The following is a 21207-nucleotide window of genomic DNA, read 5'->3' as shown; positions in this document are numbered from 1 at the left end:
AGGGCGAGAAAAGTCAAGTCCGCCGACGAGCGTTCTCGCATTTCTCACATGCCTCCTCTACCAGCGGCTTTTGGGTGTTAGGGTTTTCCCTTGTCCCGAGCCGGGCCGCCTTTTCGTCGGCGCACCGCTCGGCTTGCGCAGCGGTGATCCGCCCCTTTGCGGGGGGTCGTCGCAGCCCCTCACACCGGAATGGAAGAAGGCCTCCCACGCCTGATTCCGGTTCCGGCGGAATGTGTCCACGCCTCGTTCTGGAGCTCTTTCATGTCTGCTGACAGCACGGCTGTCACCACTCCCTCACCGGCGGGCACGGCCGGTGGCCCACCCGGCGCAGGCCGGCACCTCGGCCTGGCCCTGTTCGTGATCGCCGCGGCCCAGCTGATGGTGGTGCTCGACGGCACCATCACCAACATCGCGCTGCCCAGCATCCAGACCGCCCTGGAGGTGTCCGACGCCAACCTCGCGTGGATCGTCAACTCCTACGCGCTGGCCTTCGGCGGGCTGCTGCTCCTCGGCGGCCGGGCCGGGGACCTCTTCGGCCGACGGCGGATGTTCCAGGTCGGCATCGCCGTCTTCACCCTGGCGTCGCTGCTCGGCGGGCTCGCCCCGAACGAGGGCCTGCTCATCGGCGCCCGCATCCTCCAGGGCGTCGGCGCGGCCGTCGCGGCGCCCAGCGCCCTCTCGCTGATCGCCACGACCTTCCCCGAGGGCAAGCCGCGCAACAAGGCGATGGGGGTCTACGCCGCGATGGCCGGCATCGGCGCCACCGTCGGCCTGCTGCTCGGCGGCGTCCTCACCGACGTCCTCGACTGGCGGTGGGTGTTCTTCGTGAACATCCCCATCGGCCTGGCCGTGCTCGCCGGCACCAGGACGCTCGTCGAGGCCGAACGCCACCCCGGCCGCCTCGACCTGCCGGGCACCCTCACCGGCACGGGCGGTCTGATCGCCCTTGTCTACGGCATCACGCGTGGCGGCGAACACGGCTGGACCGACAGCCTGACGCTGTCCTGCTTCGCCGTCGCCGCCGTCCTGCTCAGCGCCTTCCTGCTCATCCAGAGCCGGACCGCGGACCCGATGATGCCGCTGCGGCTCTTCAAGGACCGCAACCGCTCGGGATCCTTCGCCACGATGCTGTTCATCGGCGCGGGCATGATGGCCACCTTCTACTTCCTCACCCTGTACATGCAGCTGATCCTCGGCTACAGCGCGGTCGAAACCGGCTTCGCCAACCTGCCGTTCAGCCTCGGCATGGGCGTCGCGGCGGCCCTCAGCGCCAAGCTGGTCACCCGCCTCGCCCCCCGCGTGATCGCTGGACCCGGACTCCTTGTGGCGGCCGGGGGCATGTTCTGGTTCGCCACGCTCACCCCGGACTCGTCGTACGCGGGACATCTGATGCCCGCGATGTTCGTGACCGCGCTCGGCCTCGGCATGGGCTTCGTCCCGATGACGCTGGGCGCCGTCAGCGGCGTCGACCACCAGGAGACGGGCATCGCCTCCGCGCTCCTGAACACCGCCCAGCAGATCGGCGGCGCCCTGGGCCTCGCCGTCCTCGCGACCATCTCCACCTCGGCGGCCAACGAGCGGCTGCCCGAAGCGGCCGCCTCGTTCTACCGGGGCGTGGCCACGAAGGACCACGGCCTGGTGGCCGAGGCGGCCGAGGCGCTGACCCACGGCTACACGCTGGCCTTCGTGGGCGCGGGCGTCATGTTCCTGGCGGGCCTCGCCGTCACCGCGCTCGCCATCAACGCCCGCAAGCAGGAGACGGCCGAGGGCGCGGCGCCCGTCCACATGGGCTGAGTCCGCGCGCGTGCGACGGTCCTTAGGGCGTCCAGTCGCCGAGCCAGTCGGCGGTCTCCTGGTCCGCGGCCTGGGCGTCCGTGAGGTGCGGGCGGTCCCCGGAAGGGCCGCCCGCACCGGGGCCGGTGTTCCGGTACTCGGCGAAGCGGTCGTCCTTCCAGGAGAAGCCGCCCATGTCCGTCCAAGGGGCCGGCTTCACGGCGGCACTGAGGTGGGTGTCGCGGACGGTGGTCTGCGGGTCGAGGCTCGCGTCACCGCCCGCGTGCCAGGGACGGCCGAGGTGGAAGCTGCCGGCGGAGACGTCGCCGTTCACCGTCGAGCGGGTGATGAGGAAGCCCTTGCGCCCGGCGGCCGTGCTGGGCGCGGTCACGTATCCGGCCGAGGTGCCGTTCCAGCGCTTCTTCAGGGTCAGGACGGACTTGTCGATCACCGCGGTGGCGCGGCCGAAGACGAAGTCGGTGTTGCCGACGACGTAGGAGTTGGTCATGTGGACGCGGCCCGTCCTGTCCTTGGCGGCCGTGTCGAGGAGCAGCGTGTCCTGGTCGCCGGTGACGATCAGGGAGTCGAGGCGGACCCGGTCGGCCGCGGTGCGCAGCGCCACCGCCTGGTGTCCGTCCAGGCCCTGGTTCCGTGCCTCGTCGAAGTCGTTGGAGATGGTGAGGTTGCGGGCCCGGAAGTCGTCGGCCTCGGCGGCGAAGGTCGCGCTGCCGCTCGTGCCGTACTTCCCGGAGCCGTCCGGTTTCGGCGTCCCGGACGCGTTGTCGTAGACGATGACGGTGTCCTTGCGGCTGGTGCCGGTGCCTTCGACCGTGACGTGCGGCTTGTTCGCCGGGATCCTCACCGTCTCGCGGTACGTGCCGGGGGCGACCCGGATCACGACGCGCGAGGTGTTGCCCGCGGGGACGGCGTCGACGGCCTTCTGCACGCTCGTGTACTGGCCGCTGCCGTCCTTGGCGACGGTGAGGGTGCGGTCGGCGCGGGCGCCGGCCGTCGTGCCGAGGGAACTGCGCGGTCCGGCACCGGACTTGAGGAGCGCGGGGACGTCGGCCGCCTTGTCGAGCCGGTACTCGTAGTACGCCTTCGGGTCGAACGCCGTGCCGCCGCTCTCATTGCGGCCACTGGTCCCGGAGAAGACGTTGCCGCGCTGGACGAGAGCGGCGGTGGCGTCCTTGATGACGGGGTTGTCGACGCCCTGGAAGTAGCTGTTCTCCAGGACCATCTTCGTCCTGCCGCGCGAGTAGTTGCCGTACGACGAGGTGATGTGGGTGCCCGGGTCGTCCTGGAGGTAGTTGTTGTAGAGGTGGGCATGGGCGACGTTGTCGGTCGACGGGTTGCGCTGCTCGGTCTCGCGGAACCAGTTGTGGTGGACCGTGAGGTCGGCGGTGGCGTTCTCGGTCAAGCCGATGCCGAAGGTCTTGTTGTTGTCGCTCAGCTTGTTCCAGGACGCCGTCACGTTGGTGGTGTCCTTGCGGCTGTCGATCAGACCGTCGGCCATGTGCCGCAGATCGTTGTGGTCGATCCACACGTGGTGGGCGCCGTCCATCTGGATGGCGTCCCAGTCGTGCTCCTTGTCGTTCCAGGTGCCGTGGTACGAGTCCCGGATCGTGAGGTTCCGGATGATGACGTTGTGGACGCCCTGACCGAGGAAGAAACCGCCGCCGACGATCTGCCCCGAGGTGCCGGCACCCACGATCGTCTTGTCGGACGCGACCTTGATCTCCTTGCCCTTGGGGTCCATGGTGATCGCCGCGGCCACGACGATGACGTACGGCTCCGGGGCCGTCGCGTACTTCTCCAGGTCGGCGAGGGTCCGCACGGTGACGGTCCGCCCGTCCCGGCCGCCGTACGTCCCCTTCTGGCCCAGGGCGTGGACCGACGCGAAGCCGTCGGCGGTGTCGTCGGCCCAGGCCGGCGCGGCGGCGGCCGCCGCGGCCTTCGGCTGCGCGTCCTCGCCGGACACCCCGAAAGCCGTGCCGTAGGCCATGGCTCCCGCGGCGGCGAGGGCCAGCGGCGTACCCACCTTGAGGGCCGTCTTCTTTCTGCGGTGTCGCGCCCTGCCGTGGAGATCGGTCATGCGTCGCTTCCCATCTGTCCGTACGTGGGGGGACGCCCGTGTCCGGTGGAACGGGCCGCTGAGCAGTCGCCGCCGGGGCACGGAAGGTTGCCCGTCGATAAAATTCTTTTCGCGAGGTGTCGAGAACGCGCCGTCCGCTCCGACGTCTCCTGTGAAAGTCACCCGCGAGGGGTGACGGCGCAGCCGAGGAGCGAAGTCATGAAGTATCTGGTGATGGTCCAGGGCTCGCAGGCCGACTACGACGCGATGGCGGGCAAGCCGTCCGCGGAGAGTCCGGCGTGGAGCGAGAAGGAACTACAGGCGATGTTCGCGTTCATGAGCGAGGTCACCAACGACCTCGCCGAGTCCGGCGAGCTCATCGACGCGCAAGGGCTGACGGAGCCCGCGCGGACCCGTCTCGTCAGCAGGGACAAGGACGGCCGCCCCGTGATCACGGACGGTCCCTACGGCGAGACCAAGGAGGTGCTCGCCGGGTACTGGCTGCTCGAATGCGCGAGCCTGGAGCGGGTCACCGAGATCGCCGAGCGCATCACCGAGTGCCCGGGACCGGAGGGCGTCGTCGACCCGCCCATCGTGATCCGTCCCGTCCAGGATTCCTCCGGAGGCGACTGTTGAGACGTACGACCGCTTCCTCGCGAGGCGAGCGTTGAGACGTACGACCGGGGTCGAGGACCTGCTGCGCCGGCACGCGCCGCAGATCCTCGGCGCGCTCGTCCGCAGGTACGGCACTTCGGCGCCGCCGAGGACGCCGTACAGGAGGCGCTGCTCGCGGCGGCGCGGCAGTGGCCGGACTCCGGGGTGCCGGAGAATCCGCGGGGCTGGCTGATCAAGGTCGCCTCGCGCCGCCTCATGGACCGGCTCCGCGCCGACGAGGCACGGCGGCGGCGCGAGGAGGACGCGGCGCGTCTCACGCCCCGCGACGCCTTCACCGCTCCCCCGCCGGGCGAGAGCCGCGCCCCGGCCGACGACGACACGCTCACGCTGCTGTTCCTGTGCTGTCATCCGGAGCTGACCCCGGCCGCGCAGGTCGCCCTGACCCTGCGCGCCGTGGGCGGACTCACCACGGCCGAGATCGCCCGCGCGCACCTGGTGCCCGAGGCGACGATGGCGTGGGGGCACCTCCCACGCCTTCAAGGCAGTGGGGGAGGATCAGCCGCGCGAAGGCGAGGATCAAGGGGACGCCGTTCCGGCAGCCGGGGGCCGAGGACCGCGACGCGCGGCTCGCCGTGGTCCTCCAGGTGCTCTACCTGATCTTCAACGAGGGCTACACGGCGACCTCCGGCGAGGCGCTGCACCGCGCGGAGCTCGCCCGCGAGGCGATCCGCCTGACCCGTTCGGTACGCCGACTGCTGCCCCACGAGGGCGCGGTGACGGGCCTGTTGGCGCTGATGCTGCTCACCGAGGCGCGCGGCGCGGCGCGGACGGGGCCGCACGGCGAGCTGATCCCGCTCGACGAGCAGGACCGCACCCGCTGGGACCGGCGGGCGATCACCGAGGGCACGGCGCACGACGAGGCGGAGCACGCGGACGCCACCGACTGGCCGCAGATCCTCGCCCTGTACGACGTTCTCGTCCGCCGCGCCCCCGAGCCCATGGCCGAGCTGGGGCGGGCGGTGGCCTACGCGATGGTGCACGGGCCGAGGGCCGGCCTCGGCGAACTGGCGGCGCTGGAAGAGCGCCTGGAGGGCCATTACCGCCTGGCGGCCGTACGCGCCCATCTGCTGGAGAAGGCGGGCGACGCCGAAGGGGCCCGTACCGCCTACCAGTTGGCGGCGCAGGGCACCCTCAGCCGTCCCGAGGCCCACTACCTTCAGACGCGTGCCGCCCGACTGGCGCCCTGAGCGGGGACCGCGTCGAGCGGTGCGCAGTGCTCGGCGACGGTGTCGGCGAAGGCGCGGGCCAGCGGGCTCAGCGCGTCCCAGCGGCGCACCGCCCAGCCCACCGAGAGCGGCGGCAGCTCCGGCACCGGCACGAGACGGAGGCCCGGGGGACCGCACTCGCGCCACCCGGGCAGCAGCGGCACGACGGCCTGGCCGAGCCCGAGCTCGGCGAGCAGCACTGCGGTGTCCCAGTCGGCGACGCTCGTGACGGTCGGCAGCACCACATCCAACTCTCCCAAATGCGCGTCGAGTTGACCGCGCGAGGTCGAGCCCTCCGGGGGCGTGATGAGCTGCCCCGCGGCCAGCTCGGCGGGCTCGACGCGGGGGCGGCCGGCCAGCGGGTCGTCGGCGCGGACGGCGAGGACCCAGGGCAGCTCCACGACGGGCCGCTGCTCGATGCCGCGCACGGGTTCGCCGAGAGTGATCCAGGCGAGGTCCAGGTCGTCGGCCGCGAGCGCGTCGAAACAGCCGCGGCTTGAGCTCACGGTCTGAAACTCCAGGCTGACGCGCGGATAGCGGTCCCGAAAGCCGACGACGGCTTCGGCCATGAAGTGCCGTACGGAGGTGGCGCCCGTGGTGATCCGCACCGCGCCGCCGTCGCCGCGCACCTGCTCGCGCAGCCGGCGCACGGCGAGGTCGATGCCGCCGATCCCGTCGGCGGCGGCCGCCCGCAGGGTGCGCCCGGCCGAGGTGGGCACGACGCCGCGCGCGTGCCGCTCCAGGAGACTGACGCCGAGCTCCCGCTCCAGACGTTTGACGTGCTGGCTCACCGCCGACTGCGTACAGGACAGGTCGCGGGCCACGGCGCTGAGGCTGCCGGCGCGGCACACGGCGATGAAGATGCGAAGGTCGTCGAGGGTCACGGGGGTGAAGTTATCCCTTGGGTGGCTACAAGGAAACCCGAGGATTGACTTGGGTTTTCACCGTGCACCAAGATCGTTGATGGCCCGGGCGGCGACCCGGCGACGGGCGTCGACCCGGGGTTCACGGAGCCCCGGGCGCGCGGGCCATCGACTCGGGAAAGGTGACGTGTGGAAGCGCTCGAGATGGTGGCCGTCGGAGCCGCCGGTGTCGCGGCCGGCGGGCTCAACGCGGTGGTCGGGTCCGGCACCCTCATCACCTTCCCCACCCTGCTGGCGTTCGGCCTCCCGCCGGTGCTCGCCAACGTGTCGAACAACCTCGGCCTGGTGCCGGGCACGCTGAGCGCCGCGTACGGCTACCGCCGCGAGATGAAAGGGCAGTTCAGACGCCTGATCCGGTTCGGCACGGCCTCCCTCGTCGGCGGCCTGGTCGGCGCGCTGCTCCTCCTGCGGCTCCCCGCCGACGCCTTCCAGGCGGTGGTCCCGGCACTCATCCTGACCGCGTGCCTCCTGGTCCTGCTGCAACCCTGGCTGAACCGCAGACTCAAGAACCGCCGGGGCGGGGCGAACAGCGACGGCGGCGCCCCCATGTGGTGCGGGGTCCTCGTCACGGGCGTCTACGGCGGCTACTTCGGCGCGGCCCAAGGCGTCCTGCTCATGGCCCTCTTCGGCACCTTCCTCCCCGACGACCTGCAACGCCTCAACGCCGCGAAGAACGTACTCGCCTCCCTCGTGAACGGCGTCGCCGCCGTCGTCTTCATCGCCGTCGCGGACATCGACTGGACGGCGGCGGGCCTGATCGCCGCGGGCTCCACAGCGGGCGGCCTGATCGGCGCCCGCTTCGGCCGCAAGCTCCCGCCGCTGGCGATGCGCACGTTCATCGTCGTCGTGGGGACGACGGCTTCGGCGATCATGCTGATGCAGTAGCGATCGGCCCGCCCTCCCGCTGGTGCCGTTCCCGTACGGCCCGGTGCCGCTCACGCACCACTTCGAGGAAGGCCTCGCGCAGTTGCGCCCTCGTGCTGCCACGGGTTTTCACGGCGTGGCAGTTCGGACACAGGGCGATCATCCGGCTCGGGTGATCGCGACCACCATCGGCGATCCCATCGATGTGGTCGATCTCCAGTATCGGATCGCCCGCGTCCGTCACGTCGTCGGGCCGACCGCCGCACACCGGGTTCTCGCACCACCCCCCGCTCCGGATGAGCACCGCCCGCCGAGCGGACGCCGACCGGATGGGGTCCCGGGAGACGCCTTCGCGGCGCCGCTGGTGACGCGATGCTTCCCGCCGCTCCACGAGAGTGCACAACCGTTCGTACTGCGCGGCCGACGAGACCGGGTCCTCCGCCGGGGAAGTCGCCGGCCTCGCGGGGGCGGCGCCCCGGCCACCGGGCCGGTCGTCCGCCACCGACTCCTCGTAGAGGCCGACTTCGGTGAGCAGAGGAACCTCGTCGAGGCCGTCGAAGAACCGGTCGGTGATCGCCTGCACCACCGCGACGCGGCCCTGCCCGGAGGCGCGCATCAGCTCGTGCACCGGTGGGACCAGACCTCCGACCGGCCGTTGTTCGGCGAACCAGCGGCGAGGCACGGCATCGCCGTGCGCCTGCGGGACCGCCCCTTCGTGGTCGTCCAGCGTCCACAGCCCGGCGTGGAAGAGAGCCAGGACCGGATAGTCCGGGCGGGGACGCTCACCTCGAAGTCCGTGGCTTCGCAGCAGCCCGCTCAGGGCCGCGCTCGTCTCGGTCCAGGGCAGCGTGCGCGGCTCCCCCTGGAACGCGCGCCCGATGGCCCACAGCAGGGCGATCGGCTGGTAGAGACGGGGGCCCGTCTCCGCGTGGGCGACGCGCAGATTGCCGATGCGGTCGACGAGGCGGTCGACGGTGATCTCGCCGACCGCCTCCTGGGCCACCACCTGGAATCCCAGCGCACCGAGCAGCTTCGCCGCGTGATCGCGGCCGCCGGAGAACTCCGATGCGGTCAGCGGCGCCTCTCCCGGGAGGTAGCCGTGAGCGACACCGATGATGGCCTTCGAGTCGTAGTACCGACCGTCGACCAGCAGCAGATAGCCGCGGGACGCCTTGAACCCGTACCGGCGGAGGAACGCGTCCCGACCGCGCCGGTCGCACTCCTCGACCGCGCGCAGAACTTCCGTCCTGCCTATGCCACTCAGCACCATGGCGCAACGATAGGCCGGGGCACTGACACGCAAGGGCGATGCGGACACGCAAGGGGGCGCATGGGGCGCTTCCCGCGGTGGCACCCGGGGTAACGCAGGTCACAGCCCCGACCCCCTGGTCAGGGAACGACGCGCCATGGTTTATCGTTGAACATGATGTGGCCCCGACCGAGATTCCCCCGTCCGGTCGGGGCCACACTCCATTCATGTGGGCGTCTTCCCCTGTTTCACGCATTCGAGGGCGAATATGCCAATCGCACCGCGTCCCACACGCCCGAACGGCATCATGCGTCCATGGACGGTGCCAAGCCTGTGCAGGTCTTGTTCACGCCCGATGAGTACGCCGTGATCGTGTGCCACGCGGATCGCCTCGGGATGCCGGTGGCCGAGTTCGTCCGTCGCGCCGTGACCGTCCGGACCGAGGAGCGGGCCGGCCCGTGCCAGGCGTCCGGCAGTCGGCGGGGAGCGAGCGTTCCGCCGGTCCAGCGGGGGCTGGGGAGGGACGGGACACCTGCGCTCAAGCGGTTCCTCGACACCCTCGCCGCCTCGGCGGAGCCGGAGGCCGTGGGGGGCGAGAGGGACCGGTGAGGGGTGAGGGTCGGGCGAGGAGGCAAGTGCGGGGTCGAGGTCAGGTGAGGGTGATCTCGGGCTTGTAGAGGTCCAGCCAGAGTGCCAGGTCGAGCGTGCGTTCCAGGTCGCGGCGCGAGGCCTGCGTGATCTGCGGAGCCTCTCGCTCCGCGGCCCGTGCGGCCCGCTCCCGGTCCACCAGATCGAAGACCGGGTGGCCCGGCCGGGCGAGCAGGTCCTTGACGTGGCCCTGGAGCGCGACCGCGTATTTGGGGTCCTGCGTGGACGGGTAGGGGCTCTTCACCCGGTCGTAGACCGACCGCGGCAGCACATCGGCCGTCGCCTCGCGCAGCAGGCTCTTCTCCCTGCCGTCGAAGGATTTCAGCGCCCACGGCGTGTTGTACACGTACTCGACCAGCCGGTGGTCGCAGAACGGGACGCGCACCTCCAGGCCGACGGCCATGCTCGCGCGGTCCTTGCGGTCCAGCAGCACACGGACGAAGCGCGTCAGGTGCAGATGGCAGATCTTCCGCATCCGGTACTCGAAGTCGCTCTCGTCCAGGCGTTGGATGCCGGAGACGGCCGTCGCGTAGCTCTCCTTGATGTAGGCGGGCAGGTCGAGCGCCGAGGTCAGGTCGGGGCGCAGGACGCCGGCGTCGTCCCCGAAGTGGTCGGCGAACCGCACCAGCCAGGGGAAGGTGTCGGCCGTCCGCGCCGTCTCGTCGAAGAATTGCAGATAGCCGCCGAACACCTCGTCCGCGGACTCCCCCGACAGCGCCACTGTGGAGTGCTCGCGGATGGCGCGGAAGAGGAGGTAGAGGGACGCGTCCATGTCGCCGAAGCCCATCGGGATGTCCCGAGCGCGGATCATCTTGGCTCGCACGTCCGGGTCGGCGAGGGCGTGCGAGTCCAGGACGATGTCGCGGTGGTCGGTGCCCGCCGACTTCGCCACGTCGTGCACGAAGGGCGTGTCGGGCGTGGAGCGCAGCTCGTCGGCGACGAAGTTGTCGGCCTGGCCGACGAAGTCGACCGCGAAGCTCCGCACCGTCTCGCCCGTCTCGGCCAGCTGACGCGCCGCGAGTGCCGTCATCGCCGAGGAGTCGAGGCCGCCGGAGAGCAGCGTGCAGCGCGGCACGTCGGAGACGAGCTGGCGGCGCACGATGTCGTCGAGGAGCTCCCGCACCTTCGCGACGGACGCGTCGCGGTCGTCGGTGTGCGGACGCGTCTCCAGCGACCAGTAGACGTGCCGGCGCAGCCCCGCGCGGTCGACCGTGACGACGGTGCCGGGCTCGACCTCGCGCATGCCGTCCCACACGGCGTGGCCGGGCGTCTTGACGACGGTGAAGACCTCCCGCAGGCCGTCCGCGGTGACGCGGCGCCGGGCCAGTGGGTTGGCGAGGATCGCCTTGGGTTCCGAGCCGAAGAGGACGCCGTCGGACGTCTCGTAGTAGTAGAAGGGCTTGATGCCCATGCGGTCCCGGATCATGACGAGCCGGTCGTGCCGCGCGTCCCAGATCGCGAAGGCGTACATGCCGTTCAGCCGCTCGGCGAGGGCCTCGCCCCATTCGAGGTAGCCACGCAGTACGACCTCGGTGTCGGACTCGGTGGTGAACCGGTGGCCACGCCCCGTCAGCTCGCGGCGGAGCTCGGTGAAGTTGTAGGTCTCGCCGGAGTAGACCAGGGCGACGGTGCCGGTCGGTGTCTCGACGGTCATGGGCTGGCGCCCGCCGGGCAGGTCGATGATCGCGAGCCGGCGGTGTCCGAGCCCGGCGGGACCGCCGGTCCACGTGCCGCGGTCGTCGGGACCGCGGCAGGACATCGTCTCCGTCATGGCGTCCAGGGTGGTGGACTCGGCCGTCAGATCACGGTCGAAGGAGACCCAGCCGGTGATGCCGCACATGTGCTTTCCTTCCGCTCGCCGAATTAGGTGTATCTAGCACCTATGTGTGCAGCGTGCGCCTCCCATTGCGTACGGTCAACGCGCCGGCGCGGCGACCGCCTCACCCACCCCCGTGATTCCGGCCGCTCTTTACCAAGGCCAGAGCCGCATCGAACGCGGCGCGCGAGGGCACCGCCCGTCCAATCCGCCCTCCGCGCGCGAGCGGCCCATCCACCGGAACGAAACATTCCGGCCATCGGCAAAGACTTGTCAACGATCTTCCCCGACTCCCCCGGCCGCCGCCCTCAACAGCTCCGCGGCGTCCTCGCGTGCCTGCTCGATCGCGGCGGGGAACACATGGAGGCCGTGCGCCACGAGCGCACCCTCGTGCAGCAGCATCAGGGTCCGCCCCAGGCGCGCCGCCTCGCGCACACCCTCGCGGGCCGCCTCGCGCGGCGCCCGGCGCTCTGCGATCTCTTCCGCGAGACCGGTGAAGAGCGTGAGCATCCAGGCCTTCTGGCCGGTGATGATCGCGTACGCGGGGTGGGCGGGGTCACTGATCTCGGCGTGCGCGTTGACCATGCCGCACCCCTTGGCCGAGTGCTCACCGACCCAGTCCCGCAGGGCGTCGAAGACGGCGAGGATCCGGGCCTCCGGCGAGGGCGCGACCTCCAGGTACGGGGCGAGGAAGGCGCGCCAGCGCTCGTCCCGGTCGGCGAGGTACTCGACGACGATCTGCCCCTTGGAGCCGAAGCGGTCGTAGAGCGTCTTCTTCGTCACCCCGGCCTCGGCGGCGATCAGGTCCACGCCCACGGCATGGATGCCCCGTTCATAGAAGAGCCGCGCCGCGGCGTCGAGGGCGCGGCGCGCGCCCGGCGTCATGACGATGCGCCGCGGCACCGCCGTCCCGCCCTCTTTCGCCCCGTCTTCCGTTCCGCGCCTGTCGTCGCCCATGCGCCCATAGTACGCCCCGAGTAAACCGATCTGTATACTCGCTCCCCAAAGGAGCTATACAGATCGGTTTACTCGCTACTCGCTCCGCCGCATCGCACGACGAGGAGGCATCCATGAACGTCCTGCTGTCGGCCGCATTCGTACTCACCTGGAGCTCCGGGTTCATCGGCGCCAAGCTGGGCGCGGGCAGCGCGTCCGCGGTGACGATCCTGATGTGGCGCTTCCTGCCCCTGGCCGTAGTTCTCGGGCTCGTCGCCCTGGTCCTCATGCGGGCCTCCTGGCGGGGCCTGACGGCGCGCGACCTCACACGGCAGGCGGCTGTCGGCGCGCTGTCGCAGAGCGGCTATCTCCTCACCGTGTATTACGCCATCCAACTCGGCGTCTCCAGCGGGACGACCGCGCTGATCGACGGCACCCAGCCGCTCGTCGCCGGAGCCCTCGCCGGGCCGCTGCTCGGCCAGTACGTCTCCCGCACCCAGTGGATCGGGCTCGGCCTCGGCGTGAGCGGAGTCGCCATCGTCACCGCCGCCGACTTCGCCGGCGGTGGCGGCGCCCCGTGGTGGGCCTATCTCGTGCCGTTCCTCGGGATGCTCTCGCTGGTGGCGGCGACGTTCCTGGACCGGCGCGCGCCCCGCCCGGTCGGCCCTTCGGTGTCGATGACCGTCCACTGCGTCACCAGTGCCGTGGTGTTCACGGGGCTCGCGCTGGCGGCGGGCGCCGCGACGCCGCCGGCCGAGGCATCGTTCTGGACGGCGATCGGGTGGCTGGTCGCGCTCTCCACATTCGGCGGATACGGCCTGTACTGGCTGATCCTCCAGCGTTCCGGGGTCACCCAGGTCAACACCCTGATGTTCCTCATGGCCCCGGTCACGGCGCTCTGGGGCGCGCTGGTGTTCGGCGAGCCCTTCGGCCCGCAGACGATCTCGGGGCTGGTCGTCGGACTCGTGGCGGTGGTGGTCGTACGACGGGGTGCGCACCGGTCTGCCGCCGAGGCACCGCAGGCCGGCGTCAGGGCGGGGTCAGGAAGGCCTGCACCGCGGGCGCGTACCGGTCGGTGATCTCGTCGAGCTCCGCGGCGCGCAGGTGCGGGCCGCGGGCGATGCCGTACATCACGCCGAGCCCGAGCAGCATGCCCACGGCGAGCTCGGCCCGCAGCCCGGCGTCCGGGCCGGGCAGCCGCTCGCTCAGCCTCTGGGCCACCTGGACGCGGAAGTTGGCGCGCAGAATGTCGCCCTGTGCGCCGTGGAGCGGGGCGAAGACGATGCGCAGGATCGGGTCGGCGCCCCGCTCGGCCTGGCCGGTGAGCAGGTGGCGCACCATGTGCCGGCCGAGGTCGGCGACGGGCGCGTCGAGGAACGCGTCGGCATCGGCGTCGAAGGACATGACCTGTGAGAACAGCGCATCCTTGTTGCCGAAATACTTCAGGATCAACGGGGCGCTCACACCGGCCCGTTCGGCCACCGCCTTGAGCGTGATGTCTCCGTGCGCATGCCGGGCGAGAAGGTACCGGGCGGCACGGACAATGGCGGCCTTGGTCGCCTCGGCGTCTCTGCGGGCTGCGGGGGGTGGGGCGGGGAGTGCGGTTGTCGAGCCGGCGGTGCCGGCCCCGCTGCCCGGGGCCTGCGGGGTGCCCGGGCCGTGCGGGACGCCCGTGCCGTGCGAGCTGAGCGCGATGCCCGCGCCGTGCGGGATGCTCCCCCCTTTCACGCTTGCCGCGCTTGCCGCGCTTGCCGCGCCGGCGGCACCGGGCGCCCCATCCGGGCTGGCTGGGCCGTCTGAGCTAGCCGCGCCGGCCTCGCCAGCCGCACCGGCCGCGTCGACCAGTCGGGCGGCGCTTGCCACGCCCGCCGCACCGGACACACCGGCCCCGCTAGCTCCGCCGGCCGCAAGCGCCGTGCCAGCCGCACTGGCCGCCCCTGCCGTAAGTGCCGCACCACCCACGCCCGCCACCCCAAAGCCCCCCGCAACCACACCAGTTGCCGCCACCCCACTCGACACAGGCGCCCCCGCAACCTCGCTCTCCGCCATGTCACCTCCCCTCCAAGGTCGTCCCCTCGGCGGACCCGCCGTGCCGGTGGCCGGGGGCGGTTCGCCGCGTGGCCTTCGTGGTTGGTTCCGAGGGTATGGCCAGGGCGGCGGCGCAGGCGGCGAGCGCGACCGTTCCCGCCAGGGTGAACGCGAGATGGTAGGCGCCCAGCGTGGGGACCTGCACTCCGTCGACGGAGGACGTGTACCGCACGAGCACGGCGGCGACCGCCGCGCTGGAGAGGCTCTGGCCGATCGTCCGCATCAGGACGTTGACGCCGTTCGCGGACGCGGTCTGCTCGACCGGCACCGCCCGCAGGATCAGCGTGGGCAGCGCCGAGTACGCGAAGGCCGTCCCGGTCGCCACGACCGCGGCGCCGACCACGATCACCCACAACTCCCCGCTGTCCACGATGCGTACGAGATAGCCGAGCGCCATGACCGCGCCGCCGACGGCAAGGGTCACCCGAGGGCCGCGTCCCGTCGAGAGGCGGGCCGACATCGGCGACAGGGCCAGCATGACCACTCCGTTGGGCAGCAGGCACAGGCCGGTCGCCACGATCGACAGCTCAAGGCCGTAGCCACTCGCGGCGGGCGCCTGCACCAGTTGCGCGGTCAGCAACGAGTTGGCGTAGAAGGCGAATCCGGCGAGCAGCGCGGTCACGTGCGGCAGCGCCACGCGGCGCCCGGACGCCAGGCGCAGATCCACCAGGGGCTGTTCCGTACGCAGTTCCATGCGCCACCACAGGGGCAGGATGACGGCGGCGCCCGCGAACAGGCCGAGGACCGGGTCGCTCCCCCACCCCCACTGGCCGCCCTGCGACACCGCGAGCAGCAGGCAGACAAGGCCGGCCGCCAGGCCCACCGCGCCCCGGGTGTCGAACCGTCCCGGTGAACGCACCGGTGACTCCCGCACGGCCCACCGGGCGAGAAGGAGACCGAGGGTGCTCAGCGCCGCTGTGGCCCAGAACATGGCGTGCCAGTCCGCGTACTGCACGATGAGCGCTGCCAGCGGCAGCCCGAGAGCGGCGCCGATCCCGACCGTCGAGCTCATCAGGGCGATGGCGGACGCGGTGCGCCGCGGCGGGAGTTCGTCGCGGAGGATGCTGATGGAGAGCGGCACCACCGCGGCGGAGGCGCCTTGCAGGGCGCGCGCCGCGATCAGCAGCCGGATGTCGGACGTGAGCGCGCAGAGCACCGAGCCCGTGGCCATCAGGCCGAGGGCGAGGAGCAGGACGCGGCGCTTGCCGTACATGTCGCCGGCCCGGCCGAGCACGGGTGTGAGGACCGCGCCGGCCAGCAGCGTCGCGGTGACCAGCCAGGACACGGCCCCCGCCGAGCTGCCGGTCAGCCGGGGCAGATCGGGCAGCAGTGGCACGACCGCCGTCTGGGTGACGGCCATGAGGATGCCGCCGAAGGCCAGGACGGGAACGGTCAGCCGGGCGCGGACGCCCCGCGCGTCACCCGGCGGGGCCGGAACCGGCCCATGACGTCTCTCCGCCGACCACCCCATCGCCCCTCCGCCCCACCCCCGCCACGCCCCGTCCCGGCCCGCATGCGGTGAATTGCAATTCACCATAGGGGCGAATAGGAGTGGGTAACAGCAGCAGGTGAATGGCAATTCACCACCGGGGACTTGCTCCTCGGCCGATGGAATCGGGCATTCCGTCGCCCCGCCCGGATGGCCCCCGAGCCGCCCCCGGCATGGCCGTGAACCACCTCGCCGGACGTGCGGCCCCCCTTCGCGGGAGGTCACGCGGGACGGCTTCGGTCATACTGCCGCCCATGAATCGACTCCGTATCGGCCTGGTGGGCACGGGCCCCTGGGCCTCCGCCACGCACGCCCCCGCGCTGGCCCGGCACCCGGGCGTCGACCTCAGCGGCGTCTGGGGACGCCGACCCGAGGCGGCGGCCACGCTCGCGGCCGCGCACAAGACGACGGCGTACGCGGACGTGGACGAGTTGTTCGCCGTCAGCGACGCGGTGGCGTTCGCGGTACCGCCCGACGTACAGGCGCCGCTCGCCGCGCGGGCCGCGGCGGCGGGCTGCCATCTGCTGCTCGACAAGCCGGTGGCCACGACCGTCGACGGGGCACGGCACCTCGCCGAGGCGGTGGAGCGGGCCGGGGTGGCGTCCGTGGTCTTCTTCACGCTGCGCTTCGCCTCCGACACGTCGGCCTGGCTGTCCGAACAGGTCTCCACGGGCGGCTGGTTCACCGGCCGCGCCGACTGGTACGGCTCGTTCTACGGCCCGGACGGCACCGAGGCGTTCTCGTCACCGTGGCGTGCGAGCCGGGGCGGCCTGTGGGACGTGGGCCCGCACGCCCTGTCGATGTTGATACCCGTCCTCGGCGACGTGAGCGCGGTGACGGCCGCGCCGGGGCCCGGGGACACGGTCCATCTCATCCTGCGGCACACCGGCGGCGCGTCCAGCACCGCGACGCTGAGCCTGACGGCGCCCGCGAAGTGCGCGGGGCTGACCGTGGAACTGCGCGGCGAGAGCGGCACCGTCGTACTGCCGACGTGGGAGCCGGGCGAGGCGTTCCGGACAGCGGTCGACGAGCTCGTCGAATCCGCGGGCAGCGGCACGGCGCACCCGTGCGATGTCCGGTTCGGGCTGCGGGTCACGGAGATCCTGGCGCAGGCGGAGGAGCACATGGAGCACATCACGGCCACGTGATCCGGCCGGGCCCGGCCACGGATCCGGCGCGAGCGGCCACGGCATCCGCCCGGGAACAACCACGGGCGGCCGGTACCGTGGCCGCTACGTAATGGCGAGTGACGGCACCGACCGCAGCCGGGATCCTACGGAACCAGCGGAAAGTGGAGCCCTGCGGTCCTGCGCTGCTCCGATTCCGACCGCTCCGACGACTCGGGCCGAAATACGAACAGTTGTCCCACACCTTGTTCCACACGCTTCCCGCATCGGCCCAGTAGGCCTAGGGGGTACCCAATGCCGGGGAATTTCAGCCATTCTCGAACTCCCCGGACAAGATGCCCCGCTGTTGCGCACGAGCGCCACCCGACGATCAAACCTGCAGGTCGGTGACCCCGCACGCTCCATGATGCCCCAGCGACTGATCGTTTTCTTCGGGCAATGTTTACTACCAAAGCCGATGTGAATATTTAGACTGATCACGCTCAACTCGGCGTGCACCAAGAGGGATTACCCACCATGAACAAGACGGCGCTCCGCGCTCTGCTCCGCGAACGACGCGCCCTCATAGCCCCCGAATCGCACGGCTTCGCCCGCCCCACAGGTCAGGGCCGGCGCGCCCCCGGCCTGTCCCAGCACCAGGTCGACCAGTTGCTGCACCGTACGTTCGGGACGTATCACCGCCTGGAGTCCGGCAATTACCCCAATCCGCCGACCTCGCTGCTCCGGGACGTGGCCCGCCTCTTCGGGCTCAACGAACAGGAGTGGGTCTCCCTCTGCCGCTACGCACTCCTTCAGGACCCGCCGGGACCGCTCCACCTCTCCTCCGGCAAGGAGGTGCCCGGAGTCTGGCAGGAGGCCGTCGACGGGATCGGGCACATGGCCTACGTGACGGACGCGTCCTGGGAGATGCTCGCCTACAACACGGCCTTCGCGGGGATGTTCCCGAACGGCAAGGTGCCGGGCAACACACTGCGCTGGATGCTCCTCGACCCGCACGGCCGCGAGACGCTGCTGAACTGGCACACCGCGTGGGCCCCGATGGTGCTGCCGCAGCTGCGGGCGGCGCTGGCCACCCGGCCGGACGACGACATACTGCGGCAGATCGAGAAGGAGATCCTCGCCGATCCCGAGATCGCCGACCTCTACACCGCGGGCAACTCCCACCCGCATCCCGACGGGGACGAGCGCCCCCTGCTGCACGCCCTGGAAGGTCCCGGCTGGGTCACCATGTGTGCCGCGCAGCCCCTGACGGCGCCCGGCTCCCGCCTGATGATCCTGGTGTTCCACCGCGGCACGCAGCGCACCCACTCGCGCGCGCCCATTCTCCGCTCGGACTGAATCGCCCGCCCCGCGCGGACCACCCGCAAACTCCGCCCAACAGGGCAATCCCACCACATTGCAGTACGTTGAGCACATATGTCCATATACGGCCACATCCCCACCCGCTCCGCCGAACCATGGGGAGCCGCCTCGTGACCGCTCACGTACTCAGACCCCGTACCGTCGTCGGCGACCACAAGGTCACCACGGCCGAGATAGCCGACGATGTGAGCACGCACCACGCCGACCACCCACGCCTGCGCGCGATACTCCGCGTCATCGGCAACAGCGGTGTGCGGACCCGTTACTTCACCCGCCCCCTCGACTCCCCCACCGTCTCCGGCACCGCCGACGTCGGGGAGCGCGCCCGCGCCGCATTCGACGACGCGCTCGCCATGGCGGAACGGGCGGCGATCGCGGCCCTGGACGACGCGGGGCTCGCCGCGCGGGACATCGACGCGCTCGTCACCACGCACACCACGAGCTGGGCCGTCCCCAACCTCGACATCCGCCTGGTCTCACGGCTCGACCTCCGCCCCGACCTGCGTCGCGTCGCACTCGCCACGGTGGCCTGCACGGGCGGCACCCAGGCGCTCGCCCGCGCCGCCGACCTCGTCGCCGCGCGACCGGGCAGCAAGGTCCTCGTGGTGGCCGCCGAGGTGCTGTCCACCATCTACCACCACACTGACACCACCATCGAATCGATGATCTACAAGGCGCTGTTCGGAGATGCGGCCGCCGCGACGATCGTCACCGACACGCCCCTGGCGCCCGGTCTTGCCATCGACGACACCTTCGAATACGTCCTGCCGGACAGTGCGGAACGGCAGCGCGGCCGGATCGCCACGGACGGCATCCACTTCGACTCGACGAAACAGGTCCTGGCCGCCGTCACCGACGTGCTGCCCCCGCTCCAGGAGTGGCTCGGGCCGCGGCGGCCCGACTTCGCCGTCATCCACCCCGGCAGCCCCCGCATCATCGCCGACACGGCGGACGCCCTGCGCCTGGACGAGCACGCCGCGCGGCACTCCACGGACACGCTCGGCCACGAGGGAAACCTCGGGGGCGTGAGCGTTCTGCGCGTCCTGGAACGCACCCACGCCGATCCCCCGCCCGACGGCGCACACGGCGCCACCGTCGCCTTCGGCCCCGGCTTCGCCGCGGCGGCCGCACGCTGCCACTGGCGGGCATAGTCCGTTGCCCGTCTAAATCGTTTGCCGTCGCCCCACCGCCCTGCTGAGGTGACCCCCATGGATCATGGAGCGGTACTGACCGCGTACGACCGGCAGCTTCGGCACGACACGCAGGGCGAGGGCGGTGGGACGCGGGTCGAGCGGACCGGTGGTGTCGTGCGGGTGACCGGCTCGGCGCACGACTGGAACGGCGTCCTGTGGGCCGACATCGACGCGTCGACGGCCGACGCCGTGATAGCGGAGCAGGTACGCCACTTCACCGCGGCCGGGCGGGAGTTCGAGTGGAAGCTGCACTCCTACGACCGGCCCGCCGACCTCGCCGAGCGCCTCCTCGCGGCCGGCTTCGAGGCCGAGCCGGTGGAGACCGTGATGGTCGCCGAGGCCGCCTCGCTGCCCGCGGGACCCGGACTGCCCGACGGCGTACGGCTGCTCCCGGTGACGGACGCCGAGGGCGTACGCCTCATGTCCGAGGCCCACCTCGCGGCCTTCGGCGAGGACGACGCCGCACTGAGCGAGCGCCTCGCCCAGCGCATGCTGGCCCAGCTCACCGAGGCGCCCGACGACGTCGTCGCGGTCGTCGCCATGGCCGGCGACCGGCCGGTCTGCGGAGCCCGCCTGGAATTCCGCCCCGGGACCGACTTCGCCGGCCTCTGGGGCGGCGGCACCGACCCGCGCTGGCGCGGCAAGGGCATCTACCGGGCGCTGGTCGCCCACCGCGCCCGGATCGCCGTCGAACGCGGCTACCGCTACCTACAGGTCGACGCCTCCGCCGACAGCCACCCCATCCTGAACCGCCTCGGTTTCACCACACTCTGCACGACGACGCCTTACGTGTACCGGCCGTAGACGTATCTGGCTGCTCTGTCTAGCGGCAGGCCACCGGCTGCTCCGCGTCGTCCCGTTCGTCGTCGGGGCGGGCCCGGTCGTCGATGACGATCCGGACGGGGGTGCCGGGGTCGCCGCTGTGCGGCCTGTCGATGATCGCTTGTACGGCGTCGGTGATCTTTCCTTGGACGTGCTCGGCGATCGCCCGCGTGACGGGGCTGTGGGTGTCGCGGGTGACGTGGGCCAGGCTCATGATCGCGGCGACGAGGCTGGGGCCGGAGAGGCGGACGCTGACGAATCCGTCATCGTCCTCGACCGCGCCGGGGATGTGGAAGTGCTCCGCGTTCCCGGCGACTTGGACGCAGAATGCCCACGTGTCGCGGTGGGCTTCGACGGTGGCGTGGGCGACGCCGGCGGCGGCTCGCAGGATGGTCCTGTCGGGTTCGCCCGGTTCGTGATCCAGAGGTTCGGTGCGCGCGCCGACGCGTTCGCCGGCCGGCCGTTCGGCGCGTTCAGGCTCGTGCTTCGGCGCGGCCGGCTGGTCGGCCACGGGCGGGGCAGGCGCGGCCGGCGCGTTCTCGGTGCGCGTCTTGAGCCGGTTGTCGAGTTGGCTGATGCCGCTGCGGATGGCGACGAGCTCGGTGCTGATGCGGGTGAGCGGGTCGCCGATCGTGTCGCGGGCGCGGTCCAGTCCGTCGCGGATGACGGTCCGGTTCTCGGTGAGGCCGGTGGTGAGGGTGGCGGTGGTGTCCTGCCGGATCCGGTCGATGGCGACCTGCTGATCGGCGGCTTGCTGCTTGAGGGCGGCGAGGTCGGTGCTGATCTGTCCGAGCTGGGCGAGTACTTGCCTGAGCAGGTCGGCGTTGTCGTTGCCGAAGGTCGCCATGGGCCCCCCTGAGGTCGTCGGATGACTTGGCCAGCGTGGAGCCGCCAACGACATGCCGACAAGCGCGTGAACCGGCGATCGGAGGCATGTTCCCGGCGCACATGCCTGACCCCGCT

17 protein-coding genes and 1 pseudogene are annotated in these 21207 nt (G+C 71.5%); 10 read left to right on the top strand and 8 right to left on the bottom strand.

The window, feature by feature from the left end; translation table 11 throughout:
* The first annotated feature begins 261 nt into the window (after positions 1 to 261).
* Positions 262 to 1794, top strand: coding sequence for an MFS transporter (locus ACZ4Z4_RS36135; RefSeq protein WP_468337329.1), 1533 nt, complete (start codon positions 262 to 264; stop codon positions 1792 to 1794).
* A gap of 22 nt (positions 1795 to 1816) precedes the next feature.
* Here the strand turns inward: ACZ4Z4_RS36135 and ACZ4Z4_RS36130 are convergent, their stop codons facing one another.
* A complete protein-coding gene (locus ACZ4Z4_RS36130) occupies positions 1817 to 3868 on the bottom strand; it encodes a pectinesterase family protein (protein WP_468337326.1) in 2052 nt (683 codons plus the stop codon).
* Positions 3869 to 4066: 198 nt separating this feature from the next.
* On the opposite strand from ACZ4Z4_RS36130, the gene ACZ4Z4_RS36125 reads away from it, so the two are divergent.
* Both ACZ4Z4_RS36125 and ACZ4Z4_RS36120 read left to right on the top strand, forming a co-directional pair.
* A complete protein-coding gene (locus ACZ4Z4_RS36125; RefSeq protein ID WP_468337323.1) occupies positions 4067 to 4483 on the top strand; it encodes a YciI family protein in 417 nt (138 codons plus the stop codon).
* Between the two features lie 31 nt (positions 4484 to 4514).
* A pseudogene (locus ACZ4Z4_RS36120) lies at positions 4515 to 5709 on the top strand (RNA polymerase sigma factor).
* On the opposite strand, the gene ACZ4Z4_RS36115 reads toward ACZ4Z4_RS36120, so the two are convergent.
* A complete protein-coding gene (locus ACZ4Z4_RS36115) occupies positions 5679 to 6611 on the bottom strand; it encodes a LysR family transcriptional regulator (RefSeq protein ID WP_468337320.1) in 933 nt (310 codons plus the stop codon). The pseudogene ACZ4Z4_RS36120 and the gene ACZ4Z4_RS36115 sit on opposite strands and share 31 nt — an antisense overlap.
* A gap of 168 nt (positions 6612 to 6779) precedes the next feature.
* On the opposite strand from ACZ4Z4_RS36115, the gene ACZ4Z4_RS36110 reads away from it, so the two are divergent.
* Positions 6780 to 7535, top strand: coding sequence for a sulfite exporter TauE/SafE family protein (locus ACZ4Z4_RS36110; protein ID WP_468337316.1), 756 nt, complete (start codon positions 6780 to 6782; stop codon positions 7533 to 7535).
* Here the strand turns inward: ACZ4Z4_RS36110 and ACZ4Z4_RS36105 are convergent.
* On the bottom strand, positions 7519 to 8784 hold the full coding sequence (locus ACZ4Z4_RS36105) for an HNH endonuclease signature motif containing protein (RefSeq protein WP_468337313.1): 1266 nt from the start codon (positions 8782 to 8784) through the stop codon (positions 7519 to 7521). The genes ACZ4Z4_RS36110 and ACZ4Z4_RS36105 overlap by 17 nt on opposite strands.
* A 294-nt stretch (positions 8785 to 9078) precedes the next feature.
* Here ACZ4Z4_RS36105 and ACZ4Z4_RS36100 point away from each other — a divergent pair, with 294 nt between their 5' ends.
* Positions 9079 to 9372, top strand: coding sequence for a hypothetical protein (locus tag ACZ4Z4_RS36100; RefSeq protein WP_468337310.1), 294 nt, complete (start codon positions 9079 to 9081; stop codon positions 9370 to 9372).
* A gap of 40 nt (positions 9373 to 9412) precedes the next feature.
* Here the strand turns inward: ACZ4Z4_RS36100 and asnB are convergent, their stop codons facing one another.
* Positions 9413 to 11251: an asparagine synthase (glutamine-hydrolyzing) gene (asnB, locus tag ACZ4Z4_RS36095; RefSeq protein ID WP_468337307.1), complete on the bottom strand. Its 1839-nt coding sequence runs from the start codon at positions 11249 to 11251 to the stop codon at positions 9413 to 9415.
* 249 nt (positions 11252 to 11500) lie between these two features.
* The gene (locus tag ACZ4Z4_RS36090; protein WP_468337724.1) at positions 11501 to 12112 is read right to left on the bottom strand and encodes a TetR/AcrR family transcriptional regulator; all 612 of its coding nucleotides are present in this window, start codon (positions 12110 to 12112) and stop codon (positions 11501 to 11503) included.
* Between the two features lie 185 nt (positions 12113 to 12297).
* Between ACZ4Z4_RS36090 and ACZ4Z4_RS36085 the strand changes: the two genes are divergently transcribed.
* Positions 12298 to 13242, top strand: a complete 945-nt coding sequence (locus ACZ4Z4_RS36085; protein ID WP_468337303.1) for a DMT family transporter — start codon at positions 12298 to 12300, stop codon at positions 13240 to 13242.
* Here ACZ4Z4_RS36085 and ACZ4Z4_RS36080 read toward each other — a convergent pair.
* Both ACZ4Z4_RS36080 and ACZ4Z4_RS36075 read right to left on the bottom strand, forming a co-directional pair.
* Positions 13193 to 13708 (bottom strand): TetR/AcrR family transcriptional regulator, encoded by a 516-nt coding sequence (locus ACZ4Z4_RS36080; RefSeq protein ID WP_468337721.1) that lies wholly within the window; start codon positions 13706 to 13708, stop codon positions 13193 to 13195. The genes ACZ4Z4_RS36085 and ACZ4Z4_RS36080 overlap by 50 nt on opposite strands.
* 505 nt (positions 13709 to 14213) lie before the next feature.
* A complete protein-coding gene (locus ACZ4Z4_RS36075) occupies positions 14214 to 15722 on the bottom strand; it encodes an MFS transporter (RefSeq protein ID WP_468337300.1) in 1509 nt (502 codons plus the stop codon).
* 272 nt (positions 15723 to 15994) lie between these two features.
* On the opposite strand from ACZ4Z4_RS36075, the gene ACZ4Z4_RS36070 reads away from it, so the two are divergent.
* The 4 genes from ACZ4Z4_RS36070 (at position 15995) to ACZ4Z4_RS36055 (ending at position 20226) form a co-directional block, all read left to right on the top strand.
* On the top strand, positions 15995 to 16888 hold the full coding sequence (locus ACZ4Z4_RS36070; protein ID WP_468337297.1) for a Gfo/Idh/MocA family protein: 894 nt from the start codon (positions 15995 to 15997) through the stop codon (positions 16886 to 16888).
* A gap of 495 nt (positions 16889 to 17383) precedes the next feature.
* Complete coding sequence (locus ACZ4Z4_RS36065) at positions 17384 to 18205, top strand: MmyB family transcriptional regulator (RefSeq protein ID WP_468337294.1); 822 nt, start codon at positions 17384 to 17386, stop codon at positions 18203 to 18205.
* Positions 18206 to 18339: 134 nt separating this feature from the next.
* Positions 18340 to 19380: a PhlD gene (locus ACZ4Z4_RS36060; RefSeq protein ID WP_468337291.1), complete on the top strand. Its 1041-nt coding sequence runs from the start codon at positions 18340 to 18342 to the stop codon at positions 19378 to 19380.
* 57 nt (positions 19381 to 19437) lie between these two features.
* Entirely contained in the window at positions 19438 to 20226 is a 789-nt protein-coding gene (locus ACZ4Z4_RS36055) for a GNAT family N-acetyltransferase (protein WP_468337288.1), read from the top strand.
* A 19-nt stretch (positions 20227 to 20245) separates the two neighbouring features.
* On the opposite strand, the gene ACZ4Z4_RS36050 is transcribed toward ACZ4Z4_RS36055, so the two are convergent.
* Complete coding sequence (locus tag ACZ4Z4_RS36050) at positions 20246 to 21091, bottom strand: hypothetical protein (protein ID WP_468337285.1); 846 nt, start codon at positions 21089 to 21091, stop codon at positions 20246 to 20248.
* Positions 21092 to 21207: the final 116 nt, after the last annotated feature.

This window comes from Streptomyces sp. NPDC030245, assembly GCF_055572995.1.
This window is presented reverse-complemented; position numbering and strand designations above follow the sequence as displayed.

Bases quoted from the DNA above. Each gene is read 5' to 3' on its own strand.
- ACZ4Z4_RS36135 (WP_468337329.1), top strand. From the start codon at position 262: ATGTCTGCTGACAGCACGGCTGTCACCACTCCCTCACCGGCGGGCACG.
- ACZ4Z4_RS36130 (WP_468337326.1), bottom strand. From the start codon at position 3,868: ATGACCGATCTCCACGGCAGGGCGCGACACCGCAGAAAGAAGACGGCC.
- ACZ4Z4_RS36125 (WP_468337323.1), top strand. From the start codon at position 4,067: ATGAAGTATCTGGTGATGGTCCAGGGCTCGCAGGCCGACTACGACGCG.
- ACZ4Z4_RS36105 (WP_468337313.1), bottom strand. From the start codon at position 8,784: ATGGTGCTGAGTGGCATAGGCAGGACGGAAGTTCTGCGCGCGGTCGAG.
- ACZ4Z4_RS36100 (WP_468337310.1), top strand. From the start codon at position 9,079: ATGGACGGTGCCAAGCCTGTGCAGGTCTTGTTCACGCCCGATGAGTAC.
- asnB (WP_468337307.1), bottom strand. From the start codon at position 11,251: ATGTGCGGCATCACCGGCTGGGTCTCCTTCGACCGTGATCTGACGGCC.
- ACZ4Z4_RS36090 (WP_468337724.1), bottom strand. From the start codon at position 12,112: ATGACGCCGGGCGCGCGCCGCGCCCTCGACGCCGCGGCGCGGCTCTTC.
- ACZ4Z4_RS36085 (WP_468337303.1), top strand. From the start codon at position 12,298: ATGAACGTCCTGCTGTCGGCCGCATTCGTACTCACCTGGAGCTCCGGG.
- ACZ4Z4_RS36075 (WP_468337300.1), bottom strand. From the start codon at position 15,722: ATGGGGTGGTCGGCGGAGAGACGTCATGGGCCGGTTCCGGCCCCGCCG.
- ACZ4Z4_RS36070 (WP_468337297.1), top strand. From the start codon at position 15,995: ATGAATCGACTCCGTATCGGCCTGGTGGGCACGGGCCCCTGGGCCTCC.
- ACZ4Z4_RS36065 (WP_468337294.1), top strand. From the start codon at position 17,384: ATGAACAAGACGGCGCTCCGCGCTCTGCTCCGCGAACGACGCGCCCTC.
- ACZ4Z4_RS36055 (WP_468337288.1), top strand. From the start codon at position 19,438: ATGGATCATGGAGCGGTACTGACCGCGTACGACCGGCAGCTTCGGCAC.
- ACZ4Z4_RS36050 (WP_468337285.1), bottom strand. From the start codon at position 21,091: ATGGCGACCTTCGGCAACGACAACGCCGACCTGCTCAGGCAAGTACTC.